The sequence below is a fragment of the Segatella maculosa DSM 19339 = JCM 15638 genome (assembly GCF_000382385.1).
Taxonomy (GTDB): domain Bacteria; phylum Bacteroidota; class Bacteroidia; order Bacteroidales; family Bacteroidaceae; genus Prevotella; species Prevotella maculosa.
Genome location: NZ_KB908321.1, coordinates 40,728 through 65,587 on the forward strand (window position 1 = coordinate 40,728; position 24,860 = coordinate 65,587).

Genomic DNA, 24,860 nt, shown 5'->3' on the forward strand with positions numbered 1-24,860 from the left:
ATATGCTGAAACAACTATACATTAAGAACTTCACGCTGATAGATGAACTGAACATCACTTTTAACAGTGGTTTCTCGGTTATCACGGGTGAGACCGGTGCCGGAAAGAGTATTATCCTCGGTGCGATTAATCTGCTCCTTGGTCAGCGAGCCGACACGAAAGTCATCAAAGCTCACGAAGACAAATGTGTGATTGAGGCACATTTTGACTTGTCCAACTACAACATGGAGCAGTTCTTTGCAGATAACGATGTCGATTATGAGTCAGAAGATACTATCATCCGACGCGAAATCAACAAGAACGGAAAGAGCCGGGCTTTCATCAACGACCTCCCCGTGCAACTCGGTCTTATGAGAGAGTTGGGTGAAATGCTGGTAGACATTCACAGCCAGCATCAAAACCTTTTGCTCCAAAAGGAGAACTTTCAACTCAACGTAGTGGACATCATTGCCCATGACAGCAAAGAATGCGATGCCTATCGGGAAAGTTTCGCCGCTTATAAAAAGGCGCAGGCCGACCTGAAACAGTTGGAAGAGAACATCGCACAAGGCAGGGAGAACGAAGAGTTCATGCGTTTTCAGTTCAACGATATCAACAAGGCCGGCCTGAAGGTTGACGAACAAGAGAGCATCGAACAAGAGTCCGAACAGCTCTCCCATGCCGAGGAAATCAAGGAAGCCCTTTCCGACAGCGACAACCTTTTAAGCGGTGAAGTGCAAGGGGCAGTGGAACAGGTGAAACGAGCCGCAGCCCGTCTGCATGCCATCGAACACGTATTCCCCGATGCCCGGGAACTGGCCGAACGACTCGACAACTGTCATATAGAACTTAAAGACATCGCATCGGAAATCGGTCGCGACGCAGACCACTTGGAGTTCGACCCAGCACGTCTTGACCAACTCAACGAGCGACTTGACACCATCTATTCGCTCCAGCAGAAGTTCCACGTATCAACCATAGCAGAACTCCTACAAATAAGAGACGACCTCGAACGGAAACTCGGCAACATCGATAACTCAGACGAACTGCTCGAAGAAACCCGGACACGTGTGGAGCAGCTCCGAAAAGACTGTTTAGACAAGGCTGCCTGCCTGACCGAGAAACGTGAGAAAGCCGCCCTACTGGTAGAGAAAGAAATGGCGAGTCGCCTTGTGCCGTTGGGCATACCCAATGTGAGGTTCCAAATACAGTTTACCGCCAAAGAACTCTCCGAAGACGGCCGTGACAAGATTGCTTTCCTCTTCAGTGCCAACCGCAGCACGCCTCTTCAGCCCATTAGCGAAGTGGCCTCGGGAGGCGAGATTGCCCGTGTCATGCTCTCCTTGAAAGCTATGATTAGCGGAGCGGTCAAGCTGCCCACAATCATCTTTGACGAGATAGACACCGGTGTCAGCGGACGCGTGGCCGAGATGATGGCACAAATCATGCAGGAGATGGGCCGCAACGACCGGCAGGTCATCAGTATTACCCACCTGCCACAGATTGCCGCCCTCGGTGCAGCCCACTACAAGGTGTCGAAGGAAGAAACAGCTGAGGGCACCGTCAGTCGAATGCAACGGCTCACCCCTGAAGAGCGCATACAAGAGATAGCCCAGATGCTAAGCGGAAGCAACGTCACGGCCGAGGCCGTCAGCAATGCCAAAGCGCTCTTGAAGAACGCCTGAAACACCTATCACGAAACAAGAAACAACTACCCACACAATGAAAAAGATACTCCTTTTCTTCACGGTCTTTCTCCTTACGCTCTCGGTGAAGAGCCAACCGGCTGCCGTGCGTAAAACAGTCAAATCTGTTTTCACCCTGACTACTTTTAATAAGGATGGAAGTCTACACGCTTCCGGCCACGGCATCTTTGTCTCGGTCGACGGACAGGCCGTCAGCACATGGACGCCCTTTGTGGGTGCCGACCACGCCGTCGTCATTGATGCTGATGGCAAGCAGTACACTGTGGAGACCATCATCGGTGCCAACGAACTCTACGATGTTTGTAAGTTCACCATCAATGCCCGTACGCTTCCCGCCACGCTCGCCTCAAGTCCGGCAAGCGGAACAACCTATCTGATGCACGGTTCCTATGCGAAGGTCGATGCACGACCATATAACATCGGCCGTGTGGAGAAGTTCATGAACCGCTACAACTACTATGTCTTCTCACAAAACGCCCCCGAGAACCTCACCGGCAGTCCCTTCGTCAATGCCCAAGGACAAGTCATCGGATTGCTCCAACGGAACAAGAAGAGCGGCGAAGCGTATGCCACCGATGCCCGATTGGCAGCCGACCTTAAGGCGAATGCCTTCTCACTCAACGACCCCGTGCTGCGTACTTGCGCCATTCGCACGGCCTTGCCCGAACAACAAGATCAGGCACTCCTCACCATCATGATGACTGGGGAGACGGTCGACTCGCTCAAGCGACAAGCCTATATCGACGACTTCATCAGCCGTTTCCCCAAGGCTGTTGAGGGCTACTCGGCCAAGGCCATGAGCTACGTAGACGCGGGTCGCTATGCCGAGGCAGACAAGGTCATGCAAACGGCCCTCGAACGAGTCGACAAGAAAGACGAGGCCCACGCCGAATATGCCAAGGTCATCTTGCAAAAGCAACGCTATCATGCCGACAAGCCTTTCGCGCCGTGGTCGCTCGACAAGGCACTCGACGAGGCACGAAAGGCCGAAGCCATCAATCCTCTCGATATCTACCGTCACCAACAAGCACAAATCATCTACGCACAGGGCCGTTATCAAGAGGCGCTCAATAGCTTCCTTGCCCTCACCAAGAGTTCTATCCGCGGCGGTGAGCTTTTCTATGAAGCCGCGCAATGCAAGACCATGCTCAAGGCACCCGATACAGAGGTCATGGCACTGCTCGACAGTGCGGTGGCCGCCTGTCCTAAGCCACTCTCCGCGATAGCCGCACCCTACGTGCTGGCACGAGGCATGGCCCTCGACACACAGGGGCAATATCGCCTTGCACTGAAAGACTACAACCTCTATGACTCGCTCATGCAGGGACGGCCCCTCTCGGCCGACTTCTACTATCTGCGCTACAAGTGCGAAACACGCTCCCGGCAGTATCTGCAGGCCCTCAACGACATTGCCCGCGCCATCATCATGAGTCCTGCCGAACCAACCTATTATGCAGAGATGGCTTCGTTGAGCCTGCGCGTCCGTCGCAACGACGATGCCGAGAAGGCCGCACGTCGCTGCACCGAGTTGGCACCCGACTATGCCGACGGCCACCTGCTGCTCGGCATGGCCCTGCTCGAGCTCGGACGTAAGGACGAGGCACGCACAGCCCTGCTCAAGGCTAAGGAATTGGGCGATAAGCGCGCCGATGAATATCTCGCGAAGCTGTAAGATATCACTCAAACACCCAAAAGCCACTCTCGGCCCCCGAAAACCTCCCCCAACCCCTCCCTTCGGGAGGGGGCGGGGGTGGGTGTCTGGTGGGCTTTCGGGGTGAGGCTTTCGGGGTGGATATCTAAAAACGGGGAGGGCAACACTGACAAGCGAGTTAATCATAAGGTGAATTTTGATTTTGACTAAATACAGGTAAGTCGTGCGCCCTCCCCAAAGGGGGAGCCTCCCCCGGCCCCTCCGAAGGAGGGGAGACCGAGCTTGCACTGAATTAGTTTGCACGCTGTTCGGTCTCCCCCTCCTTCGGAGGGGGCTGGGGGGAGGCTTCCTTAATTCCCGTGCTGCCCAATTCCCCCTTCCTCCTTCTTCTTTTCTTTCTTCCGCTTCGGGTTATTCACGCTCACCTCGGCCGTCTTGGCGGCTTCGCGCATCTTTGCTTTCGGCGTGAATACAATCTTCGGAGTCTTGAGCGAGGCGGCTGTCACGTCGATTTCCTTGTCCACCATCTTCGAGGGGTAGTAGACGCGCAGGGCACCGAGGTCGCCCAAGTCTACGCTGAAGCCCATCTTCAGCCCGCGGCACACGAGGCGGGCCAGCGTGGTGAGCGCATTCATCACGTCGCCATAAGAGAGCGATGTCTCGTCTACGATTTGTTGGCACACGGCGTCGAGCGTCATACGGTTACTGTTCTTGGCCACGGCGTAGTACACCGTCTGGCCCTTCTTTGCGCCGATTGTCTGTTTCTTCGACTTGATTTCAAATTCGATCATGTCTATAAATAATTAAGTTAAACATATATGAAATACCCTTTTTCAAGGGTGTTAAACACTCATCACTGCAGGTGTTAAACACTCACCATTGTGAGTACGGAACACTCACCGTCATAGGTGTTAAACACTTGCAGTCGTGGGTACGGAACACTCACCGTCGTAGGTGTTAAACACTTGCAGTCAGTTCCGTTTAGAAGTGCACGAAAGGAATTACCGTGAAGTAGGAGAGCCCTGATCCTTTTCCGGCAAAGTTGTCGGCACCGAGATGCTTGGGATAGTAATTCACGGCATTCAGTGCGTCCGTCTCCGTACTCGTCCATGAGCAGTCGGGGTTATCATGGCTGGATAATGCTGGTGCACCAACAGCCGTGAACGTTGCATCGATGACAGACATAGTCGCAGGATCGATAGCTGCAGAGCCGCTCCATTGGGTGTACATGGGCAGGGTGCTGCCGAAAACGTTCCGCAGTTTCATCACTTCGCCAAAGGCGGGCAGATACCATTTGCGGCCGACCATCGAGCCGGATACGGTGATACCACTTGCGGCCAAGTGGTCGCCATAGCGTGCGGCTGCATAGAAAGCGGGAAAGTCGAGGCTGTTGGCTTTGATGGTCGTTCCGTCTGCGCTTCCTGCGGCCTCCCAAGTATATTTGTAGCCGTCCACGTCGTTGAGGGCATCGGTAGGAGTGGCAAATAGGGCACTGTTGGCTTGCGGGGTGGTAGCTCTCCTGTCCCACATAAATCCATTATATCCGGTGACGATGGGATACAGAGAGGTTGGTGCGCAATCCAAGGCCATAGCTGTTCCGTCTTTGGTGGCTGTCTTCTCCTCCACGACAAGACCAATGGGGGTACGCCCTGCTCGTTCGGCCAATGTGCCGGTGGTGCCGTCGCTGAAAAGGTAGCGCGCAGGGAACACACCATCTTTGATGTCGGGGGCGAACTTCTTGTTTGCGCCTGCATGGAAGTCTTTGGAGGTATAGTTGGCCGTCACCGTTCCGGGGAAGTGGGTCACGGTGTTGGTCACGGTATATTCGATAGAGAACGTGGTGTAAGTACCCGGGGGCAGCACGAAGGTTGCGGAGTTGTCGGCAGGGGTGGCAGTTGCAGGCAGGGTGAAGCCCGTGCCGTCTGTGCCTTGCAGGTTCAGCGTAATGCTCTGCGAGGGCCCTGCGGGCGCGGTGGCAATGTCGAGACCGGCATCGCCGAAGTTGAAAGTTCCGGCCAAGGGCTTATCGGCGGTTATCTTGATTTTAGAGAGTTTGCCGCCGGCTAACTTGCTGTCCGAAGAGAACGGTGTGAGGGTGAAGTAGGCAGCCTTATGGCGCAGGGTGAAGTCGTAGTGGTCGCCGTTCTTGGTGGCGGTGGCCGTTCCGCAGTCACCACACTCGCCTATCTGTGTTGCCTCGAGAGGCAGCTTCTGGGTCTGCACAGCGGCGATGGTCACCTTATCTTTCGTGCCGTTCTTGCCCGTGTAGCGCAGAATGTAGCTCGGGTCGGTGTAGGTGCCGTGGAAGTAGAACGTGGCCGTGGGCACTTTGGTGAGGGTTCCACCACCGGCCGCGAGTTGGTCGCCGATGTCTGAATGGTGGCTCTCTATCACGTCAGAGCCGGTGTTGAGCCACAGGTGGTCGTTCTCCGTCCAGTAGAACTTGACCTTTGAACCGGTATATTCGCCGGCGGTGCGGCTCTTGGCAGACTGCGGTGCGGGTGCCTCATCTATCATGGTAAAGGCCGTGGTGCCTGCCGTCGGGTTGTCTTTGTCCTGCGCAGCGTCGTCGCTTGCACAACCTGCCGTCGAAAGGAGTGCGGCGAGCAGGAACAGGAATGTCATTGCTTTTTTCATTGTTTCCTTGTTTTTAATTGTTCTTTACTTGTTTTTACGTTTCACTTGGTTTGTGCTTGGGGCCTACCAGCCCTCGTCGAGTGCGTCGTGGTGGCCTCCGAAGCTGGGCGTGTAGTGCTCGAAGTCTTCGTCCAAGGCGTCTTCGTGGCCGCCTGTTCCCGGCGAATACGGCTCGAACTCCTCGTCAAGGGCATCTTCGTGCCCTCCGGTTGCGTGCGAGCCGAGCAACAGCCGGCAATAGTCTTCCGTCTCGACCACCCGGATATGGGGAGGCACATAGACCCGCTTTTCTGTTTGTTTTCTGTTCATCTTTTATCTCGTTTTAGCGTGATACTCCTTGTTTGCATGTAGGGACGCACGGCTCGTGCGTCCGCTCCAATGGCCTATGAATTTGTCTGCTTGTTCACACACACTGTCATACTGCGCTGAGCGGATGCACGAGCCGTGCGTCCCTACATTTTGCTCCCTTATTTCGTTCATTTTTTGCTCGTAAAGGGATACGAATATTCGAACAAAGGGAATTCTTCTAAGCCCTTTGTTTATTAGTGTTACGCGCTCCTCGCGCGCGCGTACGTGAAGACGTTTAAACGCCAGGTGCGCTAAGTGTGTGTGTGTGTGTGTGTGTGTGTGTGTGTTAGCAAATTATTTGGATTAACCAAATAATAAGCGTTAAAAGATGCAGAGAAATCAAAGTTTCTTTGCATCAGGCTCACACCTTTATAATATATATGATTACTTTTTATCATCGCGTGCAAAGGTAAATAAAATTCGGGAAACAGAAAAGGAAAAGGGAGATAATCTTTCACAGACGGCAAAGAAATCGTGAAATAATGTGTCCCGTTATTTTGCTATCTCGTGCTTTTGGCGTAACTTTGCGCTCATAATTGATTGATAAAACTAATTTGTAACATGGTTAAAATCACTTTCCCGGACGGGTCTGTTCGCACGTATGAACAGGGCGTCACCGGTTTGCAAATCGCAGAGAGCATCTCGCCGGCTCTCGCCCGCAACGTTGTATCTTGCGGGGTTAACGGCGAGACCGTAGAACTGAACCGCCCCATCAACGAAGACGCGACGATTGCACTCTACAAGTTTGAGGACGAAGAGGGCAAGCACACCTTCTGGCACACGTCGGCGCATCTGCTTGCCGAAGCCTTGCAGGAGCTTTATCCCGGCATTCAGTTCGGCTTCGGACCGGCCATCGAGAACGGCTTCTTCTATGACGTCATGCCGGCCGAAGGGCAGGTGATTTCGGAGAACGACTTCGCCAAGATTGAGGCCAAGATGCTCGAACTGGCCAAGAAAGACGAGCCCGTCGTGCGGAGAGATGTTTCGAAGGCCGACGCGCTGAAGGAGTTCGAGGCCGACGGTCAGGCCTACAAATGCGAGCACATTGCACAGGACTTGGAAGACGGTACCATCTCCACCTACACGCAGGGCCGCTTCACCGACCTTTGCCGCGGTCCGCACCTGATGTCCACCGGGCTCATCAAGGCCGTCAAGATAACGAGCGTGGCCGGCGCATTCTGGCGCGGAGACGCCAAGCGCGAGCAGATGACGCGCATCTACGGCATCACGTTCCCGAAGAAGAAGATGCTCGACGAATACCTCGTCATGCTCGAAGAGGCCAAGAAGCGCGACCACCGCAAGATAGGCAAGGAGATGGAGCTCTTCATGTTCTCCGACCGCGTGGGCAAGGGGCTACCCATCTGGCTGCCGAAAGGCACGCAACTGCGTCTGCGCCTGCAGGAACTCCTGCGTAGCCTCCTGCGTCCCTATCACTATCAGGAGGTCATCACGCCCGGCATCGGCGGCAAGAGCCTCTACGTTACCTCGGGCCACTATGCCCACTACGGGAAAGATGCGTTCCAGCCTATCCACACGCCCGAAGAGGACGAGGAATACATGCTCAAGCCCATGAACTGCCCCCACCACTGCGAAGTCTACGCCCGCAAGCCGCGCTCCTACAAAGACCTGCCGCTGCGCATCGCAGAGTTCGGTACCGTGTTCCGCTACGAGAAGAGCGGTGAGCTGCACGGACTCACCCGCGTGCGCAGCTTCACGCAGGACGACGCCCATATCTTCGTGCGCTCCGACCAAGTGAGGGCCGAGTTCGAGGCCAATATCGATATCATTCTCAAGGTGTTCAAGATGTTCAACTTCGACAACTACGAGGCGCAGATATCCCTCCGTGACCCGAAAGACAAAGAGAAGTACATCGGCTCCGACGAGGTGTGGGAGGAGAGCCAGAGCGCCATTCGCGAGGCTTGCAAGGAAAAGGGCCTCACGGCACGCGAGGAGATAGGCGAGGCCGCCTTCTACGGACCGAAGCTCGACTTCATGGTCAAAGATGCCATCGGCCGCAAGTGGCAGTTGGGCACCATTCAGGTGGACTACAACCTGCCGGCCCGTTTCAAGCTGGAATATACGACCGAGGACAACGCCAAGCAGACGCCCGTGATGATACACCGCGCACCGTTCGGCTCGCTCGAGCGCTTCACAGCCGTGCTCATCGAGCACACCGCAGGCCACTTCCCCCTGTGGCTGACGCCCGACCAAGTGGCCGTGCTCCCCATCTCTGAGAAATATAATGACTATGCAAGGCGAGTAGTCGACCATCTCGACGCTGCAGGCGTGCGTTGCGTCATCGACGACCGCAACGAGAAAATCGGCCGCAAGATACGCGACAACGAGCTCAAGCGCGTGCCTTACATGGTAATCGTGGGCGAGAAGGAAGCCGCCGAGGGCCTCGTCTCCATGCGCAAGCAAGGCGGCGGCGAGCAGGCCACGATGACGATGGAGGCGTTTGCAAAGCGCATCAACGACGAGGTGGCCGAGCAGCTGAAGACGTTAGACTGACCCTTCACGCCGGCCCTGCAGGACAGGCGCGTCACACGGTAAGGCAGACAACATGACACCCGCAGCGGTGTCTGTTGTCTGCCTTTCTTATGCGCTGTCGCCACGCCTCCGGTCACGGGCTTTCTGTCGACGAGGAGTTCCACGGCTGTTTCATCTATGTGGAACTGTGCATTCCACGTACGTGGAACTGTGTGTTTCATCTACGTGGAATTGTGTGTTCCACGTACGTGGAACCATGTGTTTCATCTATGTGGGACTGTGTGTTTCACGTATGTAGGGCAGGTTGTTCTATATGCCTGTCCGTTCGGCAAGCAACTTGTCAACCCATTGACTTGTCGGCTTGTGGGCTAAGGCTATTCGTGATGGTAGGGCTCGCCTTTGATGATGGTGCAGGCGCGATAGAGTTGTTCGGTGAAGATGAGGCGCACCATCTGGTGGCTGAACGTCATGGGCGAGAGGGAGAGGCGTTCGTTGGCGCGGGCGTAGATGTCGGGGGAGAATCCGTAGGGACCGCCGATGAGGAAGACGAGACGTCGGGCGGTCTGCTGCTTTTGCTGCAACCAGCGGGCGAATGCGGTCGAGGTGTGCTGCGGTCCATGCTCGTCTAAGAGGACGAGGGTGTCGGTGGGGTGGAGGAGGCGCAGGACGAGGTGGCCCTCGCTCACCTTCTGCTGTTCTTCGCTGAGGCTCTTGGTGTTTTTCAGTTCGGGGACGACGGTGATGTCGAACGGCATGTAGTGTGTGATGCGACGGTGATAGTCGTCGATGCCGGCGAGGAGGTGCTTGTCGGTGGTTTTGCCTATGAGTATGAGGCGCGTCTTCATGTCATTGTTTCTTTCTGCGTGGGAACCATCCTTTTTCTACCCGCTTCTTTTGCTCGAACAGTTCACCGATGCTCCAAAGGAGCGATGCGCCGAGGACGCCGAGCACGGACGACCATACGACGTGGGCGACGCAGAGGGAAGCGGCAATGGAGGCGATGCCGAGAGCGAGGAAGAGGGGCCATGGGCGAGTGCCGAAGTAGTACTCGGTCTTGACGACGATGGGGTGGAAGATGCCGATGATGAGGAAGGTGGAGAGGGCGATGATGATGCCTGTGAGATACATATATAGTGATTTTAGGCGGCAAAGGTACAAAAAATAGTTGTGAAACGACGTGGTTTTTCGTCGAAAATGCTTATCTTTGCCCTAAACCAACTAAATACTTATGATTATGACAAACAGTGCAGAACTTATTTCACAGTGCGAGGCGAAAGCTAAGCAATGGCTTGCTCCGGCCTTTGACGAGGAGACGCGGAGGGCGGTCGAGGCACAGCTGGCTGCGACGGACAAGACGGAGTTGATCGAAAGTTTCTATAAGGATCTCGAGTTCGGGACAGGTGGGCTGCGCGGCATCATGGGCGCGGGCTCGAACCGTATGAATGTCTATACGGTGGGCATGGCTACACAGGGCTTTGCCAACTATCTGAAGAAAAACTTCGAGGGCAAGAAAGATATCGCGGTGGTCGTGTGTCACGATTGCCGAAACAACAGTCGTAAGTTCGCCGAGACCGTGGCGAACATCTTCTCGGCCAACGGCATCAAGGTCTATCTGTTCGACGATATGCGGCCCACGCCCGAGTGCTCGTATGCCATTCGTCACTTGGGGTGTCAGGCCGGCGTGAACATAACGGCGAGCCACAACCCGAAGGAGTATAACGGCTACAAGGCTTATTGGGAAGACGGAGCGCAGGTGTTGGCTCCGCACGACAAAGGTATCATCGACGAGGTGGGCAAGGTGAAGGTGGAGGACGTGAAGTTCAAGGGCAATCCGGCGCTCATTCAACTCATCGGCAAGGATATCGACGAGCCTTACCTGAACGAAATACATACGTTGAGCATCGACCCCGAGGTAATCAAACGTCAGCACGACCTGAAGATAGTCTACACACCGCTCCACGGCACGGGTATGATGTCTATTCCGCAGAGCCTGAAGTTGTGGGGCTTCGACAATGTGCATTGTGTGAAAGAGCAGATGGTGCGCAGCGGCGACTTCCCCACGGTGGTAAGCCCGAACCCCGAGAACGGCGAGGCATTGGCGCTGGCCATTCGCGACGCCAAAGCCTTGGACGCTGACATCGTGATGGCTTCAGACCCCGATGCCGACCGCGTGGGTATGGCTTGCAAGAACGACAAGGGTGAGTGGGTGCTCATCAACGGCAATCAAACGTGCCTGCTCTTCCTTTATTATATCATTACCAACCGCAAGGCAAAGGGCCTGTTGAAGCCGACCGACTTCATCGTGAAGACCATCGTGACGACTGAGGTCATTAAGAAGGTGGCCGACAAGGCGGGCATTGAGATGCGCGACTGCTACACGGGGTTCAAGTGGATTGCCCGCGAGATTCGCCTCTCCGAGGGTAAACAGAAATACATCGGTGGCGGCGAGGAGAGCTATGGCTTCCTTGCACAAGACTTCGTGCGCGACAAGGACGCCGTGTCGGCCATGAGCCTGCTGGCAGAGATTTGCGCGTGGGCCAAGGACCAAGGCAAGACGCTCTACGACGTGCTGATGGATATCTACTTGGAGTATGGCTTCTCGAAGGAGTTCACGGTGAACGTAGTCCGTCCGGGCAAGACAGGTGCAGATGAAATCAGGCAGATGATGACCAACTTCCGCAACAACCCGCCGAAGGAACTCGGGGGCAGTAAGGTTGTGCTGTGGAAAGACTACCAGTCGCTCGAGGCCCTGCACGCAGACGGCAGCAAGACCAAGCTCGATATGCCCGACACGAGCAACGTGCTGCAGTGGTTCTGCGACGACGGTACGAAGGTGAGCGTGCGCCCCTCGGGCACCGAACCGAAAATCAAGTTCTACCTTGAAGTGAAGGGCGAGATGAAGCACGCCTCGGAGTATGCCGCACTCGACGCCCGGGGCATGGAGAAGGTGAACGCCATCAAAAAGAGTCTTGGATTAGAATAAAAAGAATAAAGCATGAGCAAGTTAATTGTCAATTCATACGAAGAGTTCGCATCGCATCTCGGCCGTCAGCTTGGCGTGTCGGAGTGGTTGCAGGTAGACCAAGAGCGCATTAACAACTTCGCCGACGCTACGCTCGACCACCAGTGGATACACGTAGACGAGGCGCGCGCCAAGGCCGAGAGTCCTTACAAGAGCACCATTGCCCACGGCTACCTGACGCTCTCCCTGCTGCCTTACATGTGGAACCAAATCATCGAGGTGAACAACCTCAAGATGATGGTCAACTACGGCATGGACCGAATGCGCTTCGGCAAGCCCGTCCTCACGGGCAGTCGTGTGCGCCTTGTGACGGCGCTCGATGCCATCGAGAACCTGCGTGGCATCTGCAAGGCACAGATTGGTTTCAAGATTGAGATAGAAGGCGAGAAGAAGCCCGCCCTCGAGGGTGAGGCCACGTTCCTTTATTATTTTACTAACTCTTAATCTCTCCCAGAAGCCTCCCCCAAAAGCCTCTCCCCCGACCCCTCTCCCAAGGAGAGGGGAGTAAAATGCAAATAGACCTTGCGAACACTTTAGTTCACAAGGTCTATTTTGTTTATCATGCATTTTTCATCATTGCCTGCAAGCTTGGACTCCCCCTCCTTCGGAGGGGGTTGGGGGGAGGCTTTCTGTGGGTGGGCTTTTTTTTAACGGGGAGGGCAACACAGACAAGCGAGTTAATCATAAGGTGAATTTTGATTTTGACTAAATACAGGTAAGTCGTGCGCCCTCCCCAAGAAACCTCCCCCGCCCCCCGAAAACCTCCCCCGCCCCCTCCGAAGGAGGGGAGACCGAGCTTGCACCAAATTAGTTTGCACGCTGTTCGCGCTCCCCTCCCTTCGGGAGGGGTCGGGGGTGGGTTTGAGGGCTTTAATTCCCGTGCTGCCCAATTCCCCCTTCTTCTTTTTTCTTTTTCTTCTTTTCTTCCTTCCGCTTCGGGTTATCCACTTCCACTTCTATTTTCTTCAGCGTGTCGGCGATAGACTGCTTCCAGCGCACCAATATACGGGGACGCTTCAACGAAGTGGCACACACGTCGACTTCCTTAGCCTCCATCTTCGAGGGAATCGTAGTACGAATGGAAAAGATGTCGCCGAGGTCGAGCGAACCGCCGAGGGTGACCACCTCCTTGATGATGTTTTTCAGCGTGATGAGCACGTTGCGCACGTCGCCCTCACTCAATGAGGTTTCACGCACGATGCGCTCCACGAGCCACGTCGACGAGAACTTGTTCGGAGCCTTGGGTTCTGCACAATAAGCCTTCTGCCCTTTTTTCGGGCCTACGCCGAGCACGCGCTCGACAACTTTAAAGATAATCATGTTTTTAATGTATTAAATGAATAAATGTGGGGCTCGGTCGTGAGGCCTTGCCCCGTTAACGAAATTTGTTTTCATTTTGCCTCTCCGTTGAGAGGTCTCTGCCTTCTTACCGAGAAGTCTTTTGTCTTCCTATTGAGAAGCCTTTTGTGTTCCCATTGGGAAAGGTCTTGTCTTCCTATTGGGAACACCTTGGTCTTCCTATTGGGAAAGATCGAGGCTTCTCACTGGGGAATACGATTTTAAAATCATTTTCTCACTCGGCAGTCCACAGATGCATACCATGCCCGTAATATTCGTATTGCACGGACACGCCATCTTTGGCAAAGTACATGTAATAGTAGATGTCTGAATACCCCGGAACAACAGGTGGACTTGCCCAGTAGTAGCCACGATCAAAATCGAGCAACGTCCACCCGTAGTTGTAGTAATAACCACAAGCTGGGAGAAAAAAGTAATCGTCGGGGTTGCTTGGCCTGCCCTGGGTGCTGTTGTTAATGATGTTGGTGGGGTTGCTCATAGCTGTGGTTCGGTAATCGGTGCCGCCATAATTAGAATTGGTAAAGCCTGAGATTTTAGCCTTTTTCTTAAACCACATGCCGCGGACGTACAAATGATCATTCATTGTCCAAAGGGTCGTAGCGTCCCAATGGGGGTCGCCTTTCATAGCATACCAACAAGCTTCGTTTACGTTGGGGCAACCGGCAGCAACAGTTTCATCCCAGAGCCGGGGGTAACCGCCGGAGTATTCTTTAACCTGTAAGTCGGTATGTACCTTTTTGTTCTTACCGGCGGTAAAAGTCATGCTGGGATAGGTCTTGGTGATGGTGCCGGTGAGACGAGTTTGTTGATCATAGAGCGTATACTCGATACTGACATTGCTGTAAGTACCGGGGTTGACGACCATCGTAGCAGTTTTGGTGGTAACAGTAGATGTGTTGGGGACAGGGAAGTAGTTGAGGCTTAACTCAATACTGTTGGAAGTGGAGGCGGGGTTGCTGAGCGTACCATCGTCGGCGAAGTTGAAGGTGCCGGCGAGTGCATCGGAAGCGTGGCCGGTGAACACGCGGATCTTTAGGACGCAAGCATTTTGATTTTGTGCCCATGTTTGTGTTGAATAAGGTATAAAGGTGACGTAGGAGGCCTTGTGGTCGAGGGTGAAGTTATAACCTGTTCCCGAATAGATAGCTGTTCCTGTTCCGCAGTCGCCGCTCTCACCGATGTGCGAGGCATCGTTAGGTATGGTCTGTGATTGTTGAGCCTTGATGGTCACCTTGTCGCCCACTGTGCTGCCCTTGCCCGTGTAGCGGACGGGATAGGAGGGAGCAGTATAGGTACCCGCGAAATAGAACCGTGCCGTTGCTGCCCGTTTTACAGCCCCCGGCACCGTGGGGCTATAGGTGAGCATTGCAGAGATGTTGTTGCTGTTGTCTTGTATCAACGTTCCGTTGTTCACCCACAGGTGGTCGCCCTCCGTCCAATAGAAGTTCAGGCCCGAGCCGTCGTATTCTGCTGTCGTTCGGGTTGCGCCACCATCTACCGTAAATGCGGTGAGGCCTTTGGTGTCGGGCTTCTGTGCTTGCTCTTGCTGGCTGTTTGTTTCTTCGCTTGCACAGGCTGCCATCAGGAACAATGCGCCTGTAAGTGCGAGCAGGGATAATGCGTTTGTTTTCATCTTCTGTTCTTTTTTAGTCATTGAAACGTTTTGTTACTGCAGGCCCCACGGTTGCGGAGTTTCTTCCTCTTCGTCTTCGAAATCATCGTAGTAGCCTCGCTTTGCATCATTGATGTCGTTTCCGTCGTCGCCGGCTTTAGTGTGCCCGCCGCTGTTGGAGAACGCGTTCAATAGGGGTTGACCTTCGAATGGGTTATGAATAACCTCGATGGAAGGACTCACATACCGTTTCTTTTTGAATTGTTTTCTGTTCATAATCTCTAATTTATAGGGTGAATATTGTTTTGCTTTCCTTGTCTCGTTGCGTGCATGGTGCATGTAGGGACGCACGGCTCGTGCGTCCGCTCCAATGGCCTGTTAACTGCCAACTCGTCAACCGCGGTGAGCGGACGCACGAACCGTGCGTCCCTACACGCTCTTGCGTCTTTTCGTTTGCTTCCTTTTGCGTCTTTTTGTTTGCGAATGCATGTAGGGACGCACGGTTCGTGCGTCCGTTCCAATACCCCGTTAACTTCCAACTCGTCAACCGTGGTGAGCGGACGCACGAGCCGTGCGTCCCTACATGCTCTTGCGTCTTTTCGTTTGCTTCCTTTTGCGTCTTTTTGTTTGCGAATGCATGTAGGGACGCACGGCTCGTGCGTCCGCTCCAATGACCTGTTAACTGCCAACTCGTCAACCGTGGTGAGTGGACGCACGAGCCGTGCGTCCCTACATTTTGCTTCCTTATTTCGTTCATTTTTTGCTCGTAAAGGGACACAAATATGCGAACAAAGGGAACTCCGAGAAGCCCTTTATTTATTGGGGTTACGCGCGCTTCGCGCGCGCGTACGTGAAGACGTTTAAACGCCAGGTGCGCTAAGTGTGTGTGTGTGTGTGTGTGTTAGCAAATTATTTGGATTAACCAAATAATAAGCGTTAAAAGATGCAGAGAAATCAAAGTTTCTTTGCATCACCGTACACATCTTATTATCGTTGATTGAAAATATCATCTTGGCGGCAAAGGTAAGGCTTTCTTTTCAAACTGCCAAACTTTCAGCGGATAAAATCTCTTTGTTCTCTTATTCGAAACCACGAAATGAAAAAGAAACCAGAGGAAATCATTGTAGGGTTTCGGGTTATTTGCTACCTTTGTCAACGAGAAACAAACCCACCGATACCGTTGAACGATACGATAACGAGAAACAAGAAAGACGCGGAATTCGACTTGCTGTTCACCCGTATGAAAGCACACGACGACCGGAATGCTTTTCGCAGCCTGTTCGAAGCGTTCTTTGCACCCTTGTGTGTGTTTTCCGGCCGCTTTATCCCCGACACTGATGCGGTAAAAGACATTGTGGAAGACGTGTTTGTCGCATTGTGGGAGCACCGTGATGAGATAGAGCCGGCAACCTCGGTCAGGGCATACCTTCAGACCGCTACAAGGAACCGATGCTTGAACGTTCTCAAACACGACGCTGTTCAGCAACGCTACGTGGAATATGTCAATTTGCAGTCGGCTGTGACGAAAGATACCGATGAACTTCTTGTGTACGAGGAATTGCAAGAGCAATTGAACAAGATAGTAGACTCCCTCCCCGATGCTTACAGAATTGCTTTCGTGATGGGCCAGCTGCAGGAAGAGAAGACCTCGGCCATCGCGAAAAGGCTTCAGGTTTCAGAACGAACGGTAGAACGCTTGAAACTTAAAGCCCGACAGATTATCTGTCATGAGATAGGTAAGCGCTATTCGCTTCTCCTATTGTATGTTTTGTATGTTGCCTTAGAATTGCTTTAAAATACTTATTTTAGGGTATTGCCGCTTTTCCAATCTCTTGCTATTTTTGGGTCGTAAACTTCTACTTGCTTCTCTCAACTTGTGGAGAAACAGCGAGTCTTAATGAAATGTATATGATAAAGACGCTCAAACGCATGAGAGCTTACATGGGAGGGCGCAGACTTCTGCTGCCTTGCTCCATCGGGTTGTCGGCGGTCAACGGACTGCTGTCGCTCGTTCCCTTTGTCTTCTTGTGGCTTGTAGTGCGCACGTTGCTCATGGCAGACGGCAATCTTTCCGATACACCTTTGTGGAATTATGCCATTGCTGCGTTGGTAGTGTCCGTAGTCAACGTGTTGCTATACTTTGCAGCACTCATGTGCTCGCACCTTGCCGCCTTCCGTGTTGAAACCAATATGCGACGCAGTGCCATGGAACGCCTGATGCGTATGCCGCTGGGCTACTTTGACACCCGTAACACAGGCCAAATGAGGAAGGTCATTGATGAAGACTCCGGACAAACGCACACCTTTGTGGCGCACATTCTGCCCGATGTAGCAGGAAGTATCGTCGCTCCTCTCGGTGTCCTTATCCTCTTGTTTACGGTTGACTGGCAGCTTGGTCTTGCTTCGATGTTGCCGATTGTTAGTGCCTTCGGTATCATGGGGTATATGATGAACCCGAAGAATAACGATTTCCAACGAATGTATCTCGACGCACAGGAGAAGATGAGTGCAGAGGCAGTGGAATACGTACGTGGCATTCCCGTGGTGAAAGTCTTTCAACAAACGGTCTTCTCATTCAAAAGGTTCTACGACAGTATCATCAGCTATCGCGACCTCGTCAGCCGCTATACCCTCCTGTGGCGCATACCCATGTCGGCCTACACCGTTGCTATCAATGCCTTTGCTTTCTTCCTCGTGCCCACAGGAATTATTCTGATAAGCCACGGCGAGCACCCGGCAATGGTCATAGCCGACCTTTTCCTCTATGTCGTGATAGCACCTGTTATAGCTGCCAATATAATGAAGGCTATGTATCTCAGTCAGAATCTCTTCTTGGCGAATGAGGCCGTAGACCGTTTGGAGAAACTTACCGCTACGCCTCCGCTGCCCGAACCTGCAGTGCCGGCCAAACCTCAAGGGTTTGACATTAGGCTGAACGATGTCTCTTTCCGCTATGAGGGAGCTGCGAAGGATGCCGTGAGCCATATCAACCTAACTATTCCCGAAGGTAAGACGGTGGCCCTCGTCGGTGCCTCTGGAAGTGGAAAGACCACGATTGCACGACTTATCCCACGCTTCCGCGACGTGACGGAAGGCAGTGTGACCATCGGCGGAACCGATGTACGCTGTATGGACAAGACCGATTTGATGCGCAGCGTGTCGTTCGTCTTTCAGAATACGCGCCTCTTCAAGACTTCCCTCTTGGAGAATGTGCGCTATGGAAGTCCGGAAGCGACGCTTGAGGAAGTGAACCGCGCCATAGATCTCTCGCAAAGTCGTGACATCATCGATCGCTTACCACAAGGACTGGATACCGTCATCGGGGCCGAAGGAACCTATCTGTCGGGTGGCGAACAGCAGCGCATCGCCCTTGCCCGTGCCATATTGAAAGATGCTCCCGTTGTGGTGCTCGACGAGGCAACCGCCTTTGCCGACCCCGAGAACGAACATCTCATACGCATGGCTCTCGCTAACCTTACCCAAGGTAAGACTGTCCTCATGATAGCCCACCGACTGACCACCGTAGTAGACGCCGATAACATCGTCGTCGTTGATGGTGGAAGTATTGTCGAACAGGGCACGCACGAAGAACTGCTGGCTCGAAAAGCCACCTATTATAATATGTGGAACGAATACCAAAGAGCGATAGCGTGGAAACTATAACCAACCATCAAAGATACAACTATGATCAGATACTTTCAAAACCGTTTCGCTCTTTCTGAGAAAGGAGCGAAGGACCTGCGGAGGGGCATCATCTTCTCCACGTTACTCAACCTTGCGTTGATGTTGCCACCCACTTACCTCTTCTTCTTTCTCATGGAATACCTTGACGCCCAGCCCGGCCTGCAACCCCATGCACTGTGGGTTTATCTGCTATTAGCCGGCGGTTTGGCCGTCGTGATGTTTGTCGTGGCCCGATGGCAGTATGATAGTACCTATACCACCGTTTATACCGAGAGCGCACGACGCCGCATCAACATGGCTGAGAAGTTGCGCCGGCTACCGTTGGCCTTCTTCGATGAGCGTAATCTCTCCGACCTCACATCGACTGTAATGGAGGATTGCACACAACTTGAACAAACTTTTTCACATGCTGTTCCACAGCTCTTTGCCTCTGTGTTAAGCATGATTGTCATTGCCGTCAGCCTGTTTTGTTACGATTGGAGATTGGCGACCGCGCTCTTTTGGGTAGTACCGATGGCGCTTGCTATGCTGTTGCTGTCGAAACGCCGACTCAATAAGGTCTTCAATAGCCATTATCTTAAGAAGCGCGGTGTCACCGAACAGATACAAGAAGGATTGGAATGCGTACAGGAAATCCGTGCTTACGGTGGGGAGCAGGCCTACTGTCAAAGCTTCGACCACAGACTGAAAGGCTACGAGTGCGAACTCATTCATGGAGAATTGGTGGCGGGCGTCTGCCTAAATCTCTCGGCCATGCTGTTGAAGTTGGGCCTGCCCACCGTTATTCTCTTGGGAGCTTTCCTGTTTCAGCGCGGCGACGTTTCCCTTTTCGTTTACATGGTGTTCCTCCTTGTCTCGGCCATGGTTTACAATCCGGTGCAAGAGGTGTTCGCTCATTTGGCCATTCTCTCGTTCCTCGACGTGCGCATCAACCGCATGAAGGAAATCGAGGCAATGCCCACACAAGAAGGTAACGAGGAAGCTTCGATGAAACGATACGACATTGAGTTTCGCAACGTTAGCTTTGCCTATGAAAGCGACAAGCAGGTGTTGCACAACGTCTCTTTTACGGCCCGGCAAGGCGAGGTGACTGCCCTTGTGGGACCATCGGGCGGTGGAAAGAGCACTGCTGCCAAGCTTGCCGCACGCTTCCGTGATATTGATGCAGGGGAGATACTGCTCGGTGGTTGCAACATCGCGACCGTCGATCCTGAGGAATTGCTAAAGAACTTCTCTATCGTTTTCCAAGACGTGCTACTTTTCAATGCTTCCATTGCCGATAACATTCGCATTGGCCGGCGCGAAGCAACCGACGACGAGGTACGACGCGCAGCACGGTTGGCACAGTGTGACGATTTCATCAGTCGCATGCCGCAAGGCTACGACACAGTCATCGGGGAAAACGGAGAGACACTCTCTGGCGGTGAGCGTCAGCGTATCTCCATCGCGCGTGCACTCTTGAAGAATGCACCCATCATCCTTCTTGACGAGGCCACCGCCGGCCTTGACGCAGAGAACGAAACGAAGATACAGGCCGGTATTTCCGAGCTTGTGCGCGACAAGACCGTCATCGTTATTGCCCACCGCATGCGTACCGTTCGCAATGCCGACCACATCGTGGTGCTCAAAAATGGTACTGTTGCCGAGCAGGGCACGCCCGATGAACTGATGGCGCAGAAAGGCGAGTTCGCCCACATGGTGGGGTTGCAACAAGGAAAAGCCTAACACCCATCCCAGCCCCCCGTTGTCGTGACGGGAGCGGCAGGAACCTTGAAGAGGTGACGGAACGAAGCAAAAGTTGTTTCCGCAGGTCCGTCACCTCTTTTTTTCGGGGGGGGTATCGATACATTTCTTAACGTTTAACTGTCAGAGTGCGGCACTCCTATACTTTTCTTAACGTTTAGCGGTTAGAGTACGGTACTCCTATACTTTTCTTAACGTTTGACTGTCAGAGTACGGTACTCCTATACTTTTCTTAACGTTTTACTGTCAGAGTGCGGCACTCCTATACTTTTCTTAACGTTTTACTGTCAGAGTGTGACACTCCTATACTTTTCTTACCGTTTAATTGTCAGCGTGCGGCACTCCTATGCATCTTTTGCCTTTTTAAACCCTGTCGGTGCTCCCGCTGATATGTATTTTACCCCCTTGGCTTCCGGCGGAGGTCCCGCTACGTATTTTTTTGTTTCTCGAAGTCTCGGCGGAGGCACCGAGGCTCTTTTTTGATTTTCCCCCATTGGGATTTATCCCGAACTCGCGTAAATTTAGTGTGCCGAAACGAATTCGTTCAAGAAGCGGGTGTCGTTTTCGGAAAACATGCGGAGGTCGCTGACACGGTATTTCAGGTTGGTTATTCGCTCTACGCCCATACCGAAGGCATAACCTGTGTATTCGTTACTGTCGATGCCGCAGGCTTCGAGCACGTTCGGGTCTACCATACCGCAACCGAGGATTTCGACCCAGCCGGTGTGTTTGCAGAAGCCACAACCTTCGCCACCGCAGATGTGGCAAGAAATGTCCATTTCGGCACTGGGTTCGGTGAAAGGGAAGTAGCTTGGGCGTAGGCGTATCTTAGTTTCGGGGCCGAACATCTCGCGGGCGAACGTGAGCAGTACTTGTTTCAGATCGGTAAAGCTGACGTTCTTGTCGACATACAGGCCTTCTACCTGATGAAAGAAGCAGTGGGCACGGGCGCTGATAGCCTCGTTACGATAGACGCGCCCCGGACAAAGAATGCGAAACGGCGGCTTGTGGGTTTCCATGAAGTGCGACTGGTCGCCGGAAGTGTGGGAACGCAGTAGAATGTTCTTTGTTACGTCGTCAGGATTGCTTTGTTCGATGAAGAATGTGTCTTGCATGTCGCGTGCAGGGTGATCGGCAGCAAAGTTGAGCATGGTGAACACGTGCTTGTCGTCATCGATTTCCGGACCGTCGGCCAACACAAACCCCATGCGTTGGAAGATGTCGATGATTTCGTTCTTGACGATGGTCAGAGGGTGACGTGCGCCTAACGGGATGGGGTAGGCTGTGCGAGTGAGGTCAAGGTCGTCGGTTTGGGTCTCGACTTGCGTGAGGCATTCTCTGAGGCTGTTGATTTTATCGGTGGCAGCCTGCTTCAGTTCGTTGATTTTAATGCCGATATTCTTCTTTTGATCTGCAGCCACGTTGCGGAAGTCGGCCATTAGTGCGTTTATCTCGCCTTTTTTACTGAGATATTTGAGGCGTAATTGCTCTACTTCATCTGCATTCTTGGCCGTCAGACTGCCTACTTCCTGCAGGAGAGTTTCTATTTTTTCTAAAAGCATATTTTTATCTTTTCGTTAGATGGTTGCAAAGATAAGGATTTTAATCGAGAACAAATAAGTGAAAATAATAATTTTGCTGTAGGTTCGTATTTTTCCGAAGGTTTATTGGGTCAATCAAAATTTAATTGTAATTTTGCAATGTGCTTGAGCGTGTATTATCACCTCGGCAAAAGAATATGAAAAAGTTTGCTATAATTCTTGTTTTCTCTATCATCTTTGTGACTGCATTCATTTCGACAACAGGTTGTACGGACAAGAGACCAACGCCTTCAGACAGTGCGGCCGTGGACTCGATACAGTCGGATTCGACTGCGGCCGACACGTTGGAAACACTGATAACGGAGCAGCCGATGCCAAAGTCAGCCGATGAACTATTTGATGATTTCTTCTTCAACTTCGCAGCAAACAGGAAACTGCAACGTAAACGCATTCATTTTCCGTTGCCAATCTATCGGGATGGAAAGGTTGAGAAGACGATTCGGAAAGGCGAATGGAAGACAGACAACTTCTTCATGCGACAGGATTTTTATACGTTGATATTTGATAATGCCAAGCAGATGCAGGTTGTCAAGGACACAACCATCGGACATGTCGTTGTGGAGAAAATCTACTTCAAGACAAAGACCGTCAAACAGTATCTTTTTAACAGGGTCAATGGTGAGTGGTTGCTGACTTCTATCAATTTCAAGCACATGTATCAGAATAGTAATGCCTCGTTTCTTGCGTTTTATCAAAGGTTTGCGGCAGACTCGGCCTTCCAGATTCAGAGTGTGAACGACCCGCTGAAGTTTGTCGGCCCCGATCCGGATAATGATTTCGCTACGACATCGGGAACGCTATTGCCTGAACAATGGTCTTCTTTTGCACCGGAATTGCCTCGCGACTTGATCTATAATATCATTTATGGGCAAAAATATGTGACCAGCGATCAAAAGATATTCGTCATTCGCGGTATTGCCAATGGCTTGGAAACGGAGTTGACGTTCAAACGTCGCGGTGGAAAGTGGAAATTGACAAAACTATCTATGTAGCGGGAAAGGCTTCGTGCGATGAAAGATTTGAAAGATTATAGGCTTCTGAAGCATAATACATTCGGTATTGATGTGTCGTGTAAACGTTTCTTGGAATATGCCTCTGTCGATGAAGCCATGGAATTGACTGCGTCTTTGACGGAGGAAGATGACCCTCTGCTGATCATCGGTGAAGGAAGTAATCTGCTGTTAAAGGGGGATTATCCGGGAACCGTGATTCATTCGGCCGTTCATGGTATTGAAGTGCAGCCAACCACCGATGGATATTGGTTGTTGCGTTGCGGCTCGGGTGAGCTTTTCGACGATGTCGTGGCTTATGCCGTAGCGCACGGATATTATGGAATGGAAAATCTTTCGCTGATTCCGGGCGAAGTGGGAGCAAGTGCGGTTCAGAATATCGGTGCATACGGTGTTGAGGCTAAAGACTTTATCGTCGAAGTGGAGGCTGTCGAAATTGTAACCGGAAGGATTGTGAAGTTCACGAACACCGAATGTGAATATGGTTATCGTCAAAGCAAGTTCAAACATGATTGGAAAGAGCATTTTCTGATGACCCATGTTACCTATCGACTGTCAAGCACATTCAATCCAAAATTAAGTTATGGCAACATTTGTTCCAAACTTGCAGAAAAGCATATTAAGAACCCGACAGCCGAGGAATTACGAAATGTAATTATTGAAATCAGACAAGAGAAACTTCCCGACCCGAAGATTATCGGTAATGCCGGTAGTTTTTTCATGAATCCCATAGTTGATGAAGCTAAATATAAGGAGCTGTCGGCCGTTTACCCACAGATGCCATTTTACCGTATATCCGAGAATGCATATAAAATTCCGGCAGGTTGGATGATTGAACAGTGTGGTTGGAAAGGCAAAACATTGGGAAAGGCCGGCGTCTATGAGAAGCAAGCATTGGTGTTGGTCAACCTCGGAGGGGCAACGGGAGAAGAAATTATTGCACTTTATCATGCCGTTCAGCATGATGTCAAAGCACGTTTTGGTATAGCAATAAATCCGGAGGTGAACATACGATGAAAGTCGTTTTATTGGGGACAGGTACTTCGCAGGGAGTTCCGGTGTTGGGATGTGATTGTGAAGTATGCAAAAGTTCCGACCTACATGACCAACGGCTGCGGTCTTCAGCTTTAATAGAAACAGCTTCCACACGTGTGTTGATTGATTGTGGCCCAGATTTCAGGACACAGATGCTGAAACAGCCTTTCCGAAAGATTGATGCTGTGTTGTTGACGCATATACACTACGACCATGTAGGAGGTATTGATGACTTGCGACCTTATTGTAGATTCGGGGATATCAATCTCTATGCTGATGCAAGTGTCGTTCAGGGTTTACGCCATAATATGCCTTATTGTTTCCCAACCGAAGGCACATTGTATCCCGGAGTCCCGAGATTGAATTTGCATGAGATAGAAGCCCATAAGCCAATATCTATCGGCGATATGGATATTATACCCGTAAGGGTGATGCATGGTCAACTACCTATCCTCGGATTTAGGATAGGGAAATTGGCCTATATTACGGATATGAAGTATATGGAAGAAACGGAATATCCCTATTTAAATGGGATAGAGGTTTTGGTTGTTAATGCCTTGCGGTGGAAACGGGAACATCACAGCCATCAGTTGGTAGATGATGCCATCGCTTTTTCCCAAAAAATCGGTGCCAAACGTACGTCTCTCATTCATATGACACACGAGATAGGCTTGCATGCGGATGCAAACCGTTTGTTGCCGGAAGGTATCAAATTTGGGTATGATGGAGAAATCATCACGGTCTGAACTTGCGATAGAGTTTCCAGCCTAAAATAATACCATCAAGCACACTAGCTCCGGTGTTGATAATTCCTGAGATACGCTGTGAAGGGCTTGTGTTCTTTGTACGGTTCCCTGACGAGTGAAAGAGATCGCCCCAAAGACTCCTTATCTTTTGGTCTTCTTTGAGGATATCATCGCGTAATTTTTCTCTACGCAACTTGATATCGTTAAGAGATTTATATTCAGCAACTGTTTCCATGA

General features: G+C 52.0%; 23 protein-coding genes. 11 read left to right on the forward strand and 12 right to left on the reverse strand.

Annotated features, from left to right (window positions below):
• Window positions 1-2 precede the first annotated feature (2 nt).
• Window positions 3-1,664 (forward strand): DNA repair protein RecN, encoded by a 1,662-nt coding sequence (recN, locus tag H164_RS0103825; protein WP_019967395.1) that lies wholly within the window; start codon window positions 3-5, stop codon window positions 1,662-1,664.
• A 37-nt stretch (window positions 1,665-1,701) separates the two neighbouring features.
• Window positions 1,702-3,357 (forward strand): tetratricopeptide repeat protein, encoded by a 1,656-nt coding sequence (locus H164_RS0103830; protein ID WP_019967396.1) that lies wholly within the window; start codon window positions 1,702-1,704, stop codon window positions 3,355-3,357.
• Between the two features lie 329 nt (window positions 3,358-3,686).
• On the opposite strand, the gene H164_RS0103835 is transcribed toward H164_RS0103830, so the two are convergent.
• The 4 genes from H164_RS0103835 to H164_RS15430 form a co-directional block, all read right to left on the reverse strand.
• The gene (locus tag H164_RS0103835; protein WP_019967397.1) at window positions 3,687-4,127 is read right to left on the reverse strand and encodes an HU family DNA-binding protein; all 441 of its coding nucleotides are present in this window, start codon (window positions 4,125-4,127) and stop codon (window positions 3,687-3,689) included.
• A 190-nt stretch (window positions 4,128-4,317) separates the two neighbouring features.
• A complete protein-coding gene (locus H164_RS14880) occupies window positions 4,318-5,973 on the reverse strand; it encodes a hypothetical protein (RefSeq protein ID WP_019967398.1) in 1,656 nt (551 codons plus the stop codon).
• 63 nt (window positions 5,974-6,036) lie between these two features.
• Window positions 6,037-6,282: a hypothetical protein gene (locus H164_RS0103845; RefSeq protein ID WP_008565063.1), complete on the reverse strand. Its 246-nt coding sequence runs from the start codon at window positions 6,280-6,282 to the stop codon at window positions 6,037-6,039.
• 3 nt (window positions 6,283-6,285) lie between these two features.
• Window positions 6,286-6,453 (reverse strand): hypothetical protein, encoded by a 168-nt coding sequence (locus tag H164_RS15430; RefSeq protein WP_154652101.1) that lies wholly within the window; start codon window positions 6,451-6,453, stop codon window positions 6,286-6,288.
• Window positions 6,454-6,882: 429 nt separating this feature from the next.
• Here H164_RS15430 and thrS point away from each other — a divergent pair, with 429 nt between their 5' ends.
• A complete protein-coding gene (thrS, locus tag H164_RS0103850) occupies window positions 6,883-8,832 on the forward strand; it encodes a threonine--tRNA ligase (protein WP_019967399.1) in 1,950 nt (649 codons plus the stop codon).
• 353 nt (window positions 8,833-9,185) lie between these two features.
• Here thrS and rlmH read toward each other — a convergent pair whose 3' ends face one another.
• On the reverse strand, window positions 9,186-9,656 hold the full coding sequence (gene rlmH / locus H164_RS0103855; RefSeq protein WP_008565067.1) for a 23S rRNA (pseudouridine(1915)-N(3))-methyltransferase RlmH: 471 nt from the start codon (window positions 9,654-9,656) through the stop codon (window positions 9,186-9,188).
• A 1-nt stretch (window position 9,657) separates the two neighbouring features.
• Window positions 9,658-9,939 (reverse strand): DUF4491 family protein, encoded by a 282-nt coding sequence (locus H164_RS15060; RefSeq protein WP_081622254.1) that lies wholly within the window; start codon window positions 9,937-9,939, stop codon window positions 9,658-9,660.
• Between the two features lie 106 nt (window positions 9,940-10,045).
• On the opposite strand from H164_RS15060, the gene H164_RS0103865 reads away from it, so the two are divergent.
• Both H164_RS0103865 and H164_RS0103870 read left to right on the forward strand, forming a co-directional pair.
• Window positions 10,046-11,794, forward strand: a complete 1,749-nt coding sequence (locus H164_RS0103865; protein ID WP_025830419.1) for a phospho-sugar mutase — start codon at window positions 10,046-10,048, stop codon at window positions 11,792-11,794.
• 12 nt (window positions 11,795-11,806) lie between these two features.
• Complete coding sequence (locus tag H164_RS0103870) at window positions 11,807-12,277, forward strand: MaoC family dehydratase (protein ID WP_019967402.1); 471 nt, start codon at window positions 11,807-11,809, stop codon at window positions 12,275-12,277.
• 426 nt (window positions 12,278-12,703) lie between these two features.
• Here H164_RS0103870 and H164_RS0103875 read toward each other — a convergent pair whose 3' ends face one another.
• From H164_RS0103875 to H164_RS15065, 4 genes are all read right to left on the reverse strand, one after another.
• Window positions 12,704-13,153, reverse strand: a complete 450-nt coding sequence (locus tag H164_RS0103875; RefSeq protein ID WP_019967403.1) for an HU family DNA-binding protein — start codon at window positions 13,151-13,153, stop codon at window positions 12,704-12,706.
• A 253-nt stretch (window positions 13,154-13,406) separates the two neighbouring features.
• A complete protein-coding gene (locus H164_RS0103880; RefSeq protein WP_019967404.1) occupies window positions 13,407-14,846 on the reverse strand; it encodes a hypothetical protein in 1,440 nt (479 codons plus the stop codon).
• 12 nt (window positions 14,847-14,858) lie between these two features.
• Window positions 14,859-15,080: a hypothetical protein gene (locus H164_RS0103885; protein ID WP_025830442.1), complete on the reverse strand. Its 222-nt coding sequence runs from the start codon at window positions 15,078-15,080 to the stop codon at window positions 14,859-14,861.
• A gap of 10 nt (window positions 15,081-15,090) precedes the next feature.
• Window positions 15,091-15,561 (reverse strand): DUF5977 domain-containing protein, encoded by a 471-nt coding sequence (locus H164_RS15065; RefSeq protein ID WP_081622255.1) that lies wholly within the window; start codon window positions 15,559-15,561, stop codon window positions 15,091-15,093.
• A 339-nt stretch (window positions 15,562-15,900) separates the two neighbouring features.
• On the opposite strand from H164_RS15065, the gene H164_RS0103890 reads away from it, so the two are divergent.
• The 3 genes from H164_RS0103890 to H164_RS0103900 all read left to right on the forward strand — a co-directional run bounded on the left by H164_RS0103890 (window position 15,901) and on the right by H164_RS0103900 (window position 20,213).
• Window positions 15,901-16,599 (forward strand): RNA polymerase sigma-70 factor, encoded by a 699-nt coding sequence (locus H164_RS0103890; RefSeq protein ID WP_019967406.1) that lies wholly within the window; start codon window positions 15,901-15,903, stop codon window positions 16,597-16,599.
• Between the two features lie 113 nt (window positions 16,600-16,712).
• Window positions 16,713-18,467 (forward strand): ABC transporter ATP-binding protein, encoded by a 1,755-nt coding sequence (locus H164_RS0103895; protein ID WP_025830331.1) that lies wholly within the window; start codon window positions 16,713-16,715, stop codon window positions 18,465-18,467.
• 21 nt (window positions 18,468-18,488) lie between these two features.
• Window positions 18,489-20,213, forward strand: a complete 1,725-nt coding sequence (locus tag H164_RS0103900) for an ABC transporter ATP-binding protein (protein ID WP_026356226.1) — start codon at window positions 18,489-18,491, stop codon at window positions 20,211-20,213.
• Between the two features lie 539 nt (window positions 20,214-20,752).
• Here H164_RS0103900 and pheS read toward each other — a convergent pair.
• Complete coding sequence (gene pheS, locus H164_RS0103905) at window positions 20,753-21,793, reverse strand: phenylalanine--tRNA ligase subunit alpha (protein WP_019967409.1); 1,041 nt, start codon at window positions 21,791-21,793, stop codon at window positions 20,753-20,755.
• 176 nt (window positions 21,794-21,969) lie between these two features.
• Here pheS and H164_RS0103910 point away from each other — a divergent pair, with 176 nt between their 5' ends.
• Genes H164_RS0103910 through H164_RS0103920 form a run of 3 tightly spaced genes read left to right on the forward strand, consistent with a single transcriptional unit; the run spans window position 21,970 to window position 24,623 of the window.
• A complete protein-coding gene (locus tag H164_RS0103910; protein WP_019967410.1) occupies window positions 21,970-22,824 on the forward strand; it encodes a DUF4348 domain-containing protein in 855 nt (284 codons plus the stop codon).
• A gap of 18 nt (window positions 22,825-22,842) precedes the next feature.
• On the forward strand, window positions 22,843-23,859 hold the full coding sequence (murB, locus tag H164_RS0103915; RefSeq protein WP_019967411.1) for a UDP-N-acetylmuramate dehydrogenase: 1,017 nt from the start codon (window positions 22,843-22,845) through the stop codon (window positions 23,857-23,859).
• Window positions 23,856-24,623: an MBL fold metallo-hydrolase gene (locus tag H164_RS0103920; protein WP_019967412.1), complete on the forward strand. Its 768-nt coding sequence runs from the start codon at window positions 23,856-23,858 to the stop codon at window positions 24,621-24,623. The genes murB and H164_RS0103920 overlap by 4 nt, the downstream gene beginning before the upstream one ends.
• Here the strand turns inward: H164_RS0103920 and H164_RS0103925 are convergent.
• On the reverse strand, window positions 24,613-24,858 hold the full coding sequence (locus tag H164_RS0103925; protein ID WP_019967413.1) for a hypothetical protein: 246 nt from the start codon (window positions 24,856-24,858) through the stop codon (window positions 24,613-24,615). The two genes, H164_RS0103920 and H164_RS0103925, sit on opposite strands and share 11 nt — an antisense overlap.
• Window positions 24,859-24,860 lie beyond the last annotated feature (2 nt).

Bases quoted from the DNA above. Each gene is read 5' to 3' on its own strand.
- H164_RS0103885 (WP_025830442.1), bottom strand. From the start codon at position 15,080: ATGAACAGAAAACAATTCAAAAAGAAACGGTATGTGAGTCCTTCCATC.
- H164_RS0103865 (WP_025830419.1), top strand. From the start codon at position 10,046: ATGACAAACAGTGCAGAACTTATTTCACAGTGCGAGGCGAAAGCTAAG.
- recN (WP_019967395.1), top strand. From the start codon at position 3: ATGCTGAAACAACTATACATTAAGAACTTCACGCTGATAGATGAACTG.
- H164_RS15430 (WP_154652101.1), bottom strand. From the start codon at position 6,453: ATGAACGAAATAAGGGAGCAAAATGTAGGGACGCACGGCTCGTGCATC.
- pheS (WP_019967409.1), bottom strand. From the start codon at position 21,793: ATGCTTTTAGAAAAAATAGAAACTCTCCTGCAGGAAGTAGGCAGTCTG.
- rlmH (WP_008565067.1), bottom strand. From the start codon at position 9,656: ATGAAGACGCGCCTCATACTCATAGGCAAAACCACCGACAAGCACCTC.
- H164_RS0103910 (WP_019967410.1), top strand. From the start codon at position 21,970: ATGAAAAAGTTTGCTATAATTCTTGTTTTCTCTATCATCTTTGTGACT.
- H164_RS0103920 (WP_019967412.1), top strand. From the start codon at position 23,856: ATGAAAGTCGTTTTATTGGGGACAGGTACTTCGCAGGGAGTTCCGGTG.
- H164_RS0103845 (WP_008565063.1), bottom strand. From the start codon at position 6,282: ATGAACAGAAAACAAACAGAAAAGCGGGTCTATGTGCCTCCCCATATC.
- H164_RS15065 (WP_081622255.1), bottom strand. From the start codon at position 15,561: ATGAACGAAATAAGGAAGCAAAATGTAGGGACGCACGGCTCGTGCGTC.
- H164_RS0103900 (WP_026356226.1), top strand. From the start codon at position 18,489: ATGATCAGATACTTTCAAAACCGTTTCGCTCTTTCTGAGAAAGGAGCG.
- thrS (WP_019967399.1), top strand. From the start codon at position 6,883: ATGGTTAAAATCACTTTCCCGGACGGGTCTGTTCGCACGTATGAACAG.
- H164_RS0103890 (WP_019967406.1), top strand. From the start codon at position 15,901: ATGAAAAAGAAACCAGAGGAAATCATTGTAGGGTTTCGGGTTATTTGC.
- H164_RS0103925 (WP_019967413.1), bottom strand. From the start codon at position 24,858: ATGGAAACAGTTGCTGAATATAAATCTCTTAACGATATCAAGTTGCGT.
- H164_RS0103830 (WP_019967396.1), top strand. From the start codon at position 1,702: ATGAAAAAGATACTCCTTTTCTTCACGGTCTTTCTCCTTACGCTCTCG.
- H164_RS0103835 (WP_019967397.1), bottom strand. From the start codon at position 4,127: ATGATCGAATTTGAAATCAAGTCGAAGAAACAGACAATCGGCGCAAAG.
- H164_RS0103895 (WP_025830331.1), top strand. From the start codon at position 16,713: ATGATAAAGACGCTCAAACGCATGAGAGCTTACATGGGAGGGCGCAGA.
- H164_RS0103875 (WP_019967403.1), bottom strand. From the start codon at position 13,153: ATGATTATCTTTAAAGTTGTCGAGCGCGTGCTCGGCGTAGGCCCGAAA.
- H164_RS0103880 (WP_019967404.1), bottom strand. From the start codon at position 14,846: ATGACTAAAAAAGAACAGAAGATGAAAACAAACGCATTATCCCTGCTC.
- H164_RS15060 (WP_081622254.1), bottom strand. From the start codon at position 9,939: ATGTATCTCACAGGCATCATCATCGCCCTCTCCACCTTCCTCATCATC.
- murB (WP_019967411.1), top strand. From the start codon at position 22,843: ATGAAAGATTTGAAAGATTATAGGCTTCTGAAGCATAATACATTCGGT.
- H164_RS0103870 (WP_019967402.1), top strand. From the start codon at position 11,807: ATGAGCAAGTTAATTGTCAATTCATACGAAGAGTTCGCATCGCATCTC.
- H164_RS14880 (WP_019967398.1), bottom strand. From the start codon at position 5,973: ATGAAAAAAGCAATGACATTCCTGTTCCTGCTCGCCGCACTCCTTTCG.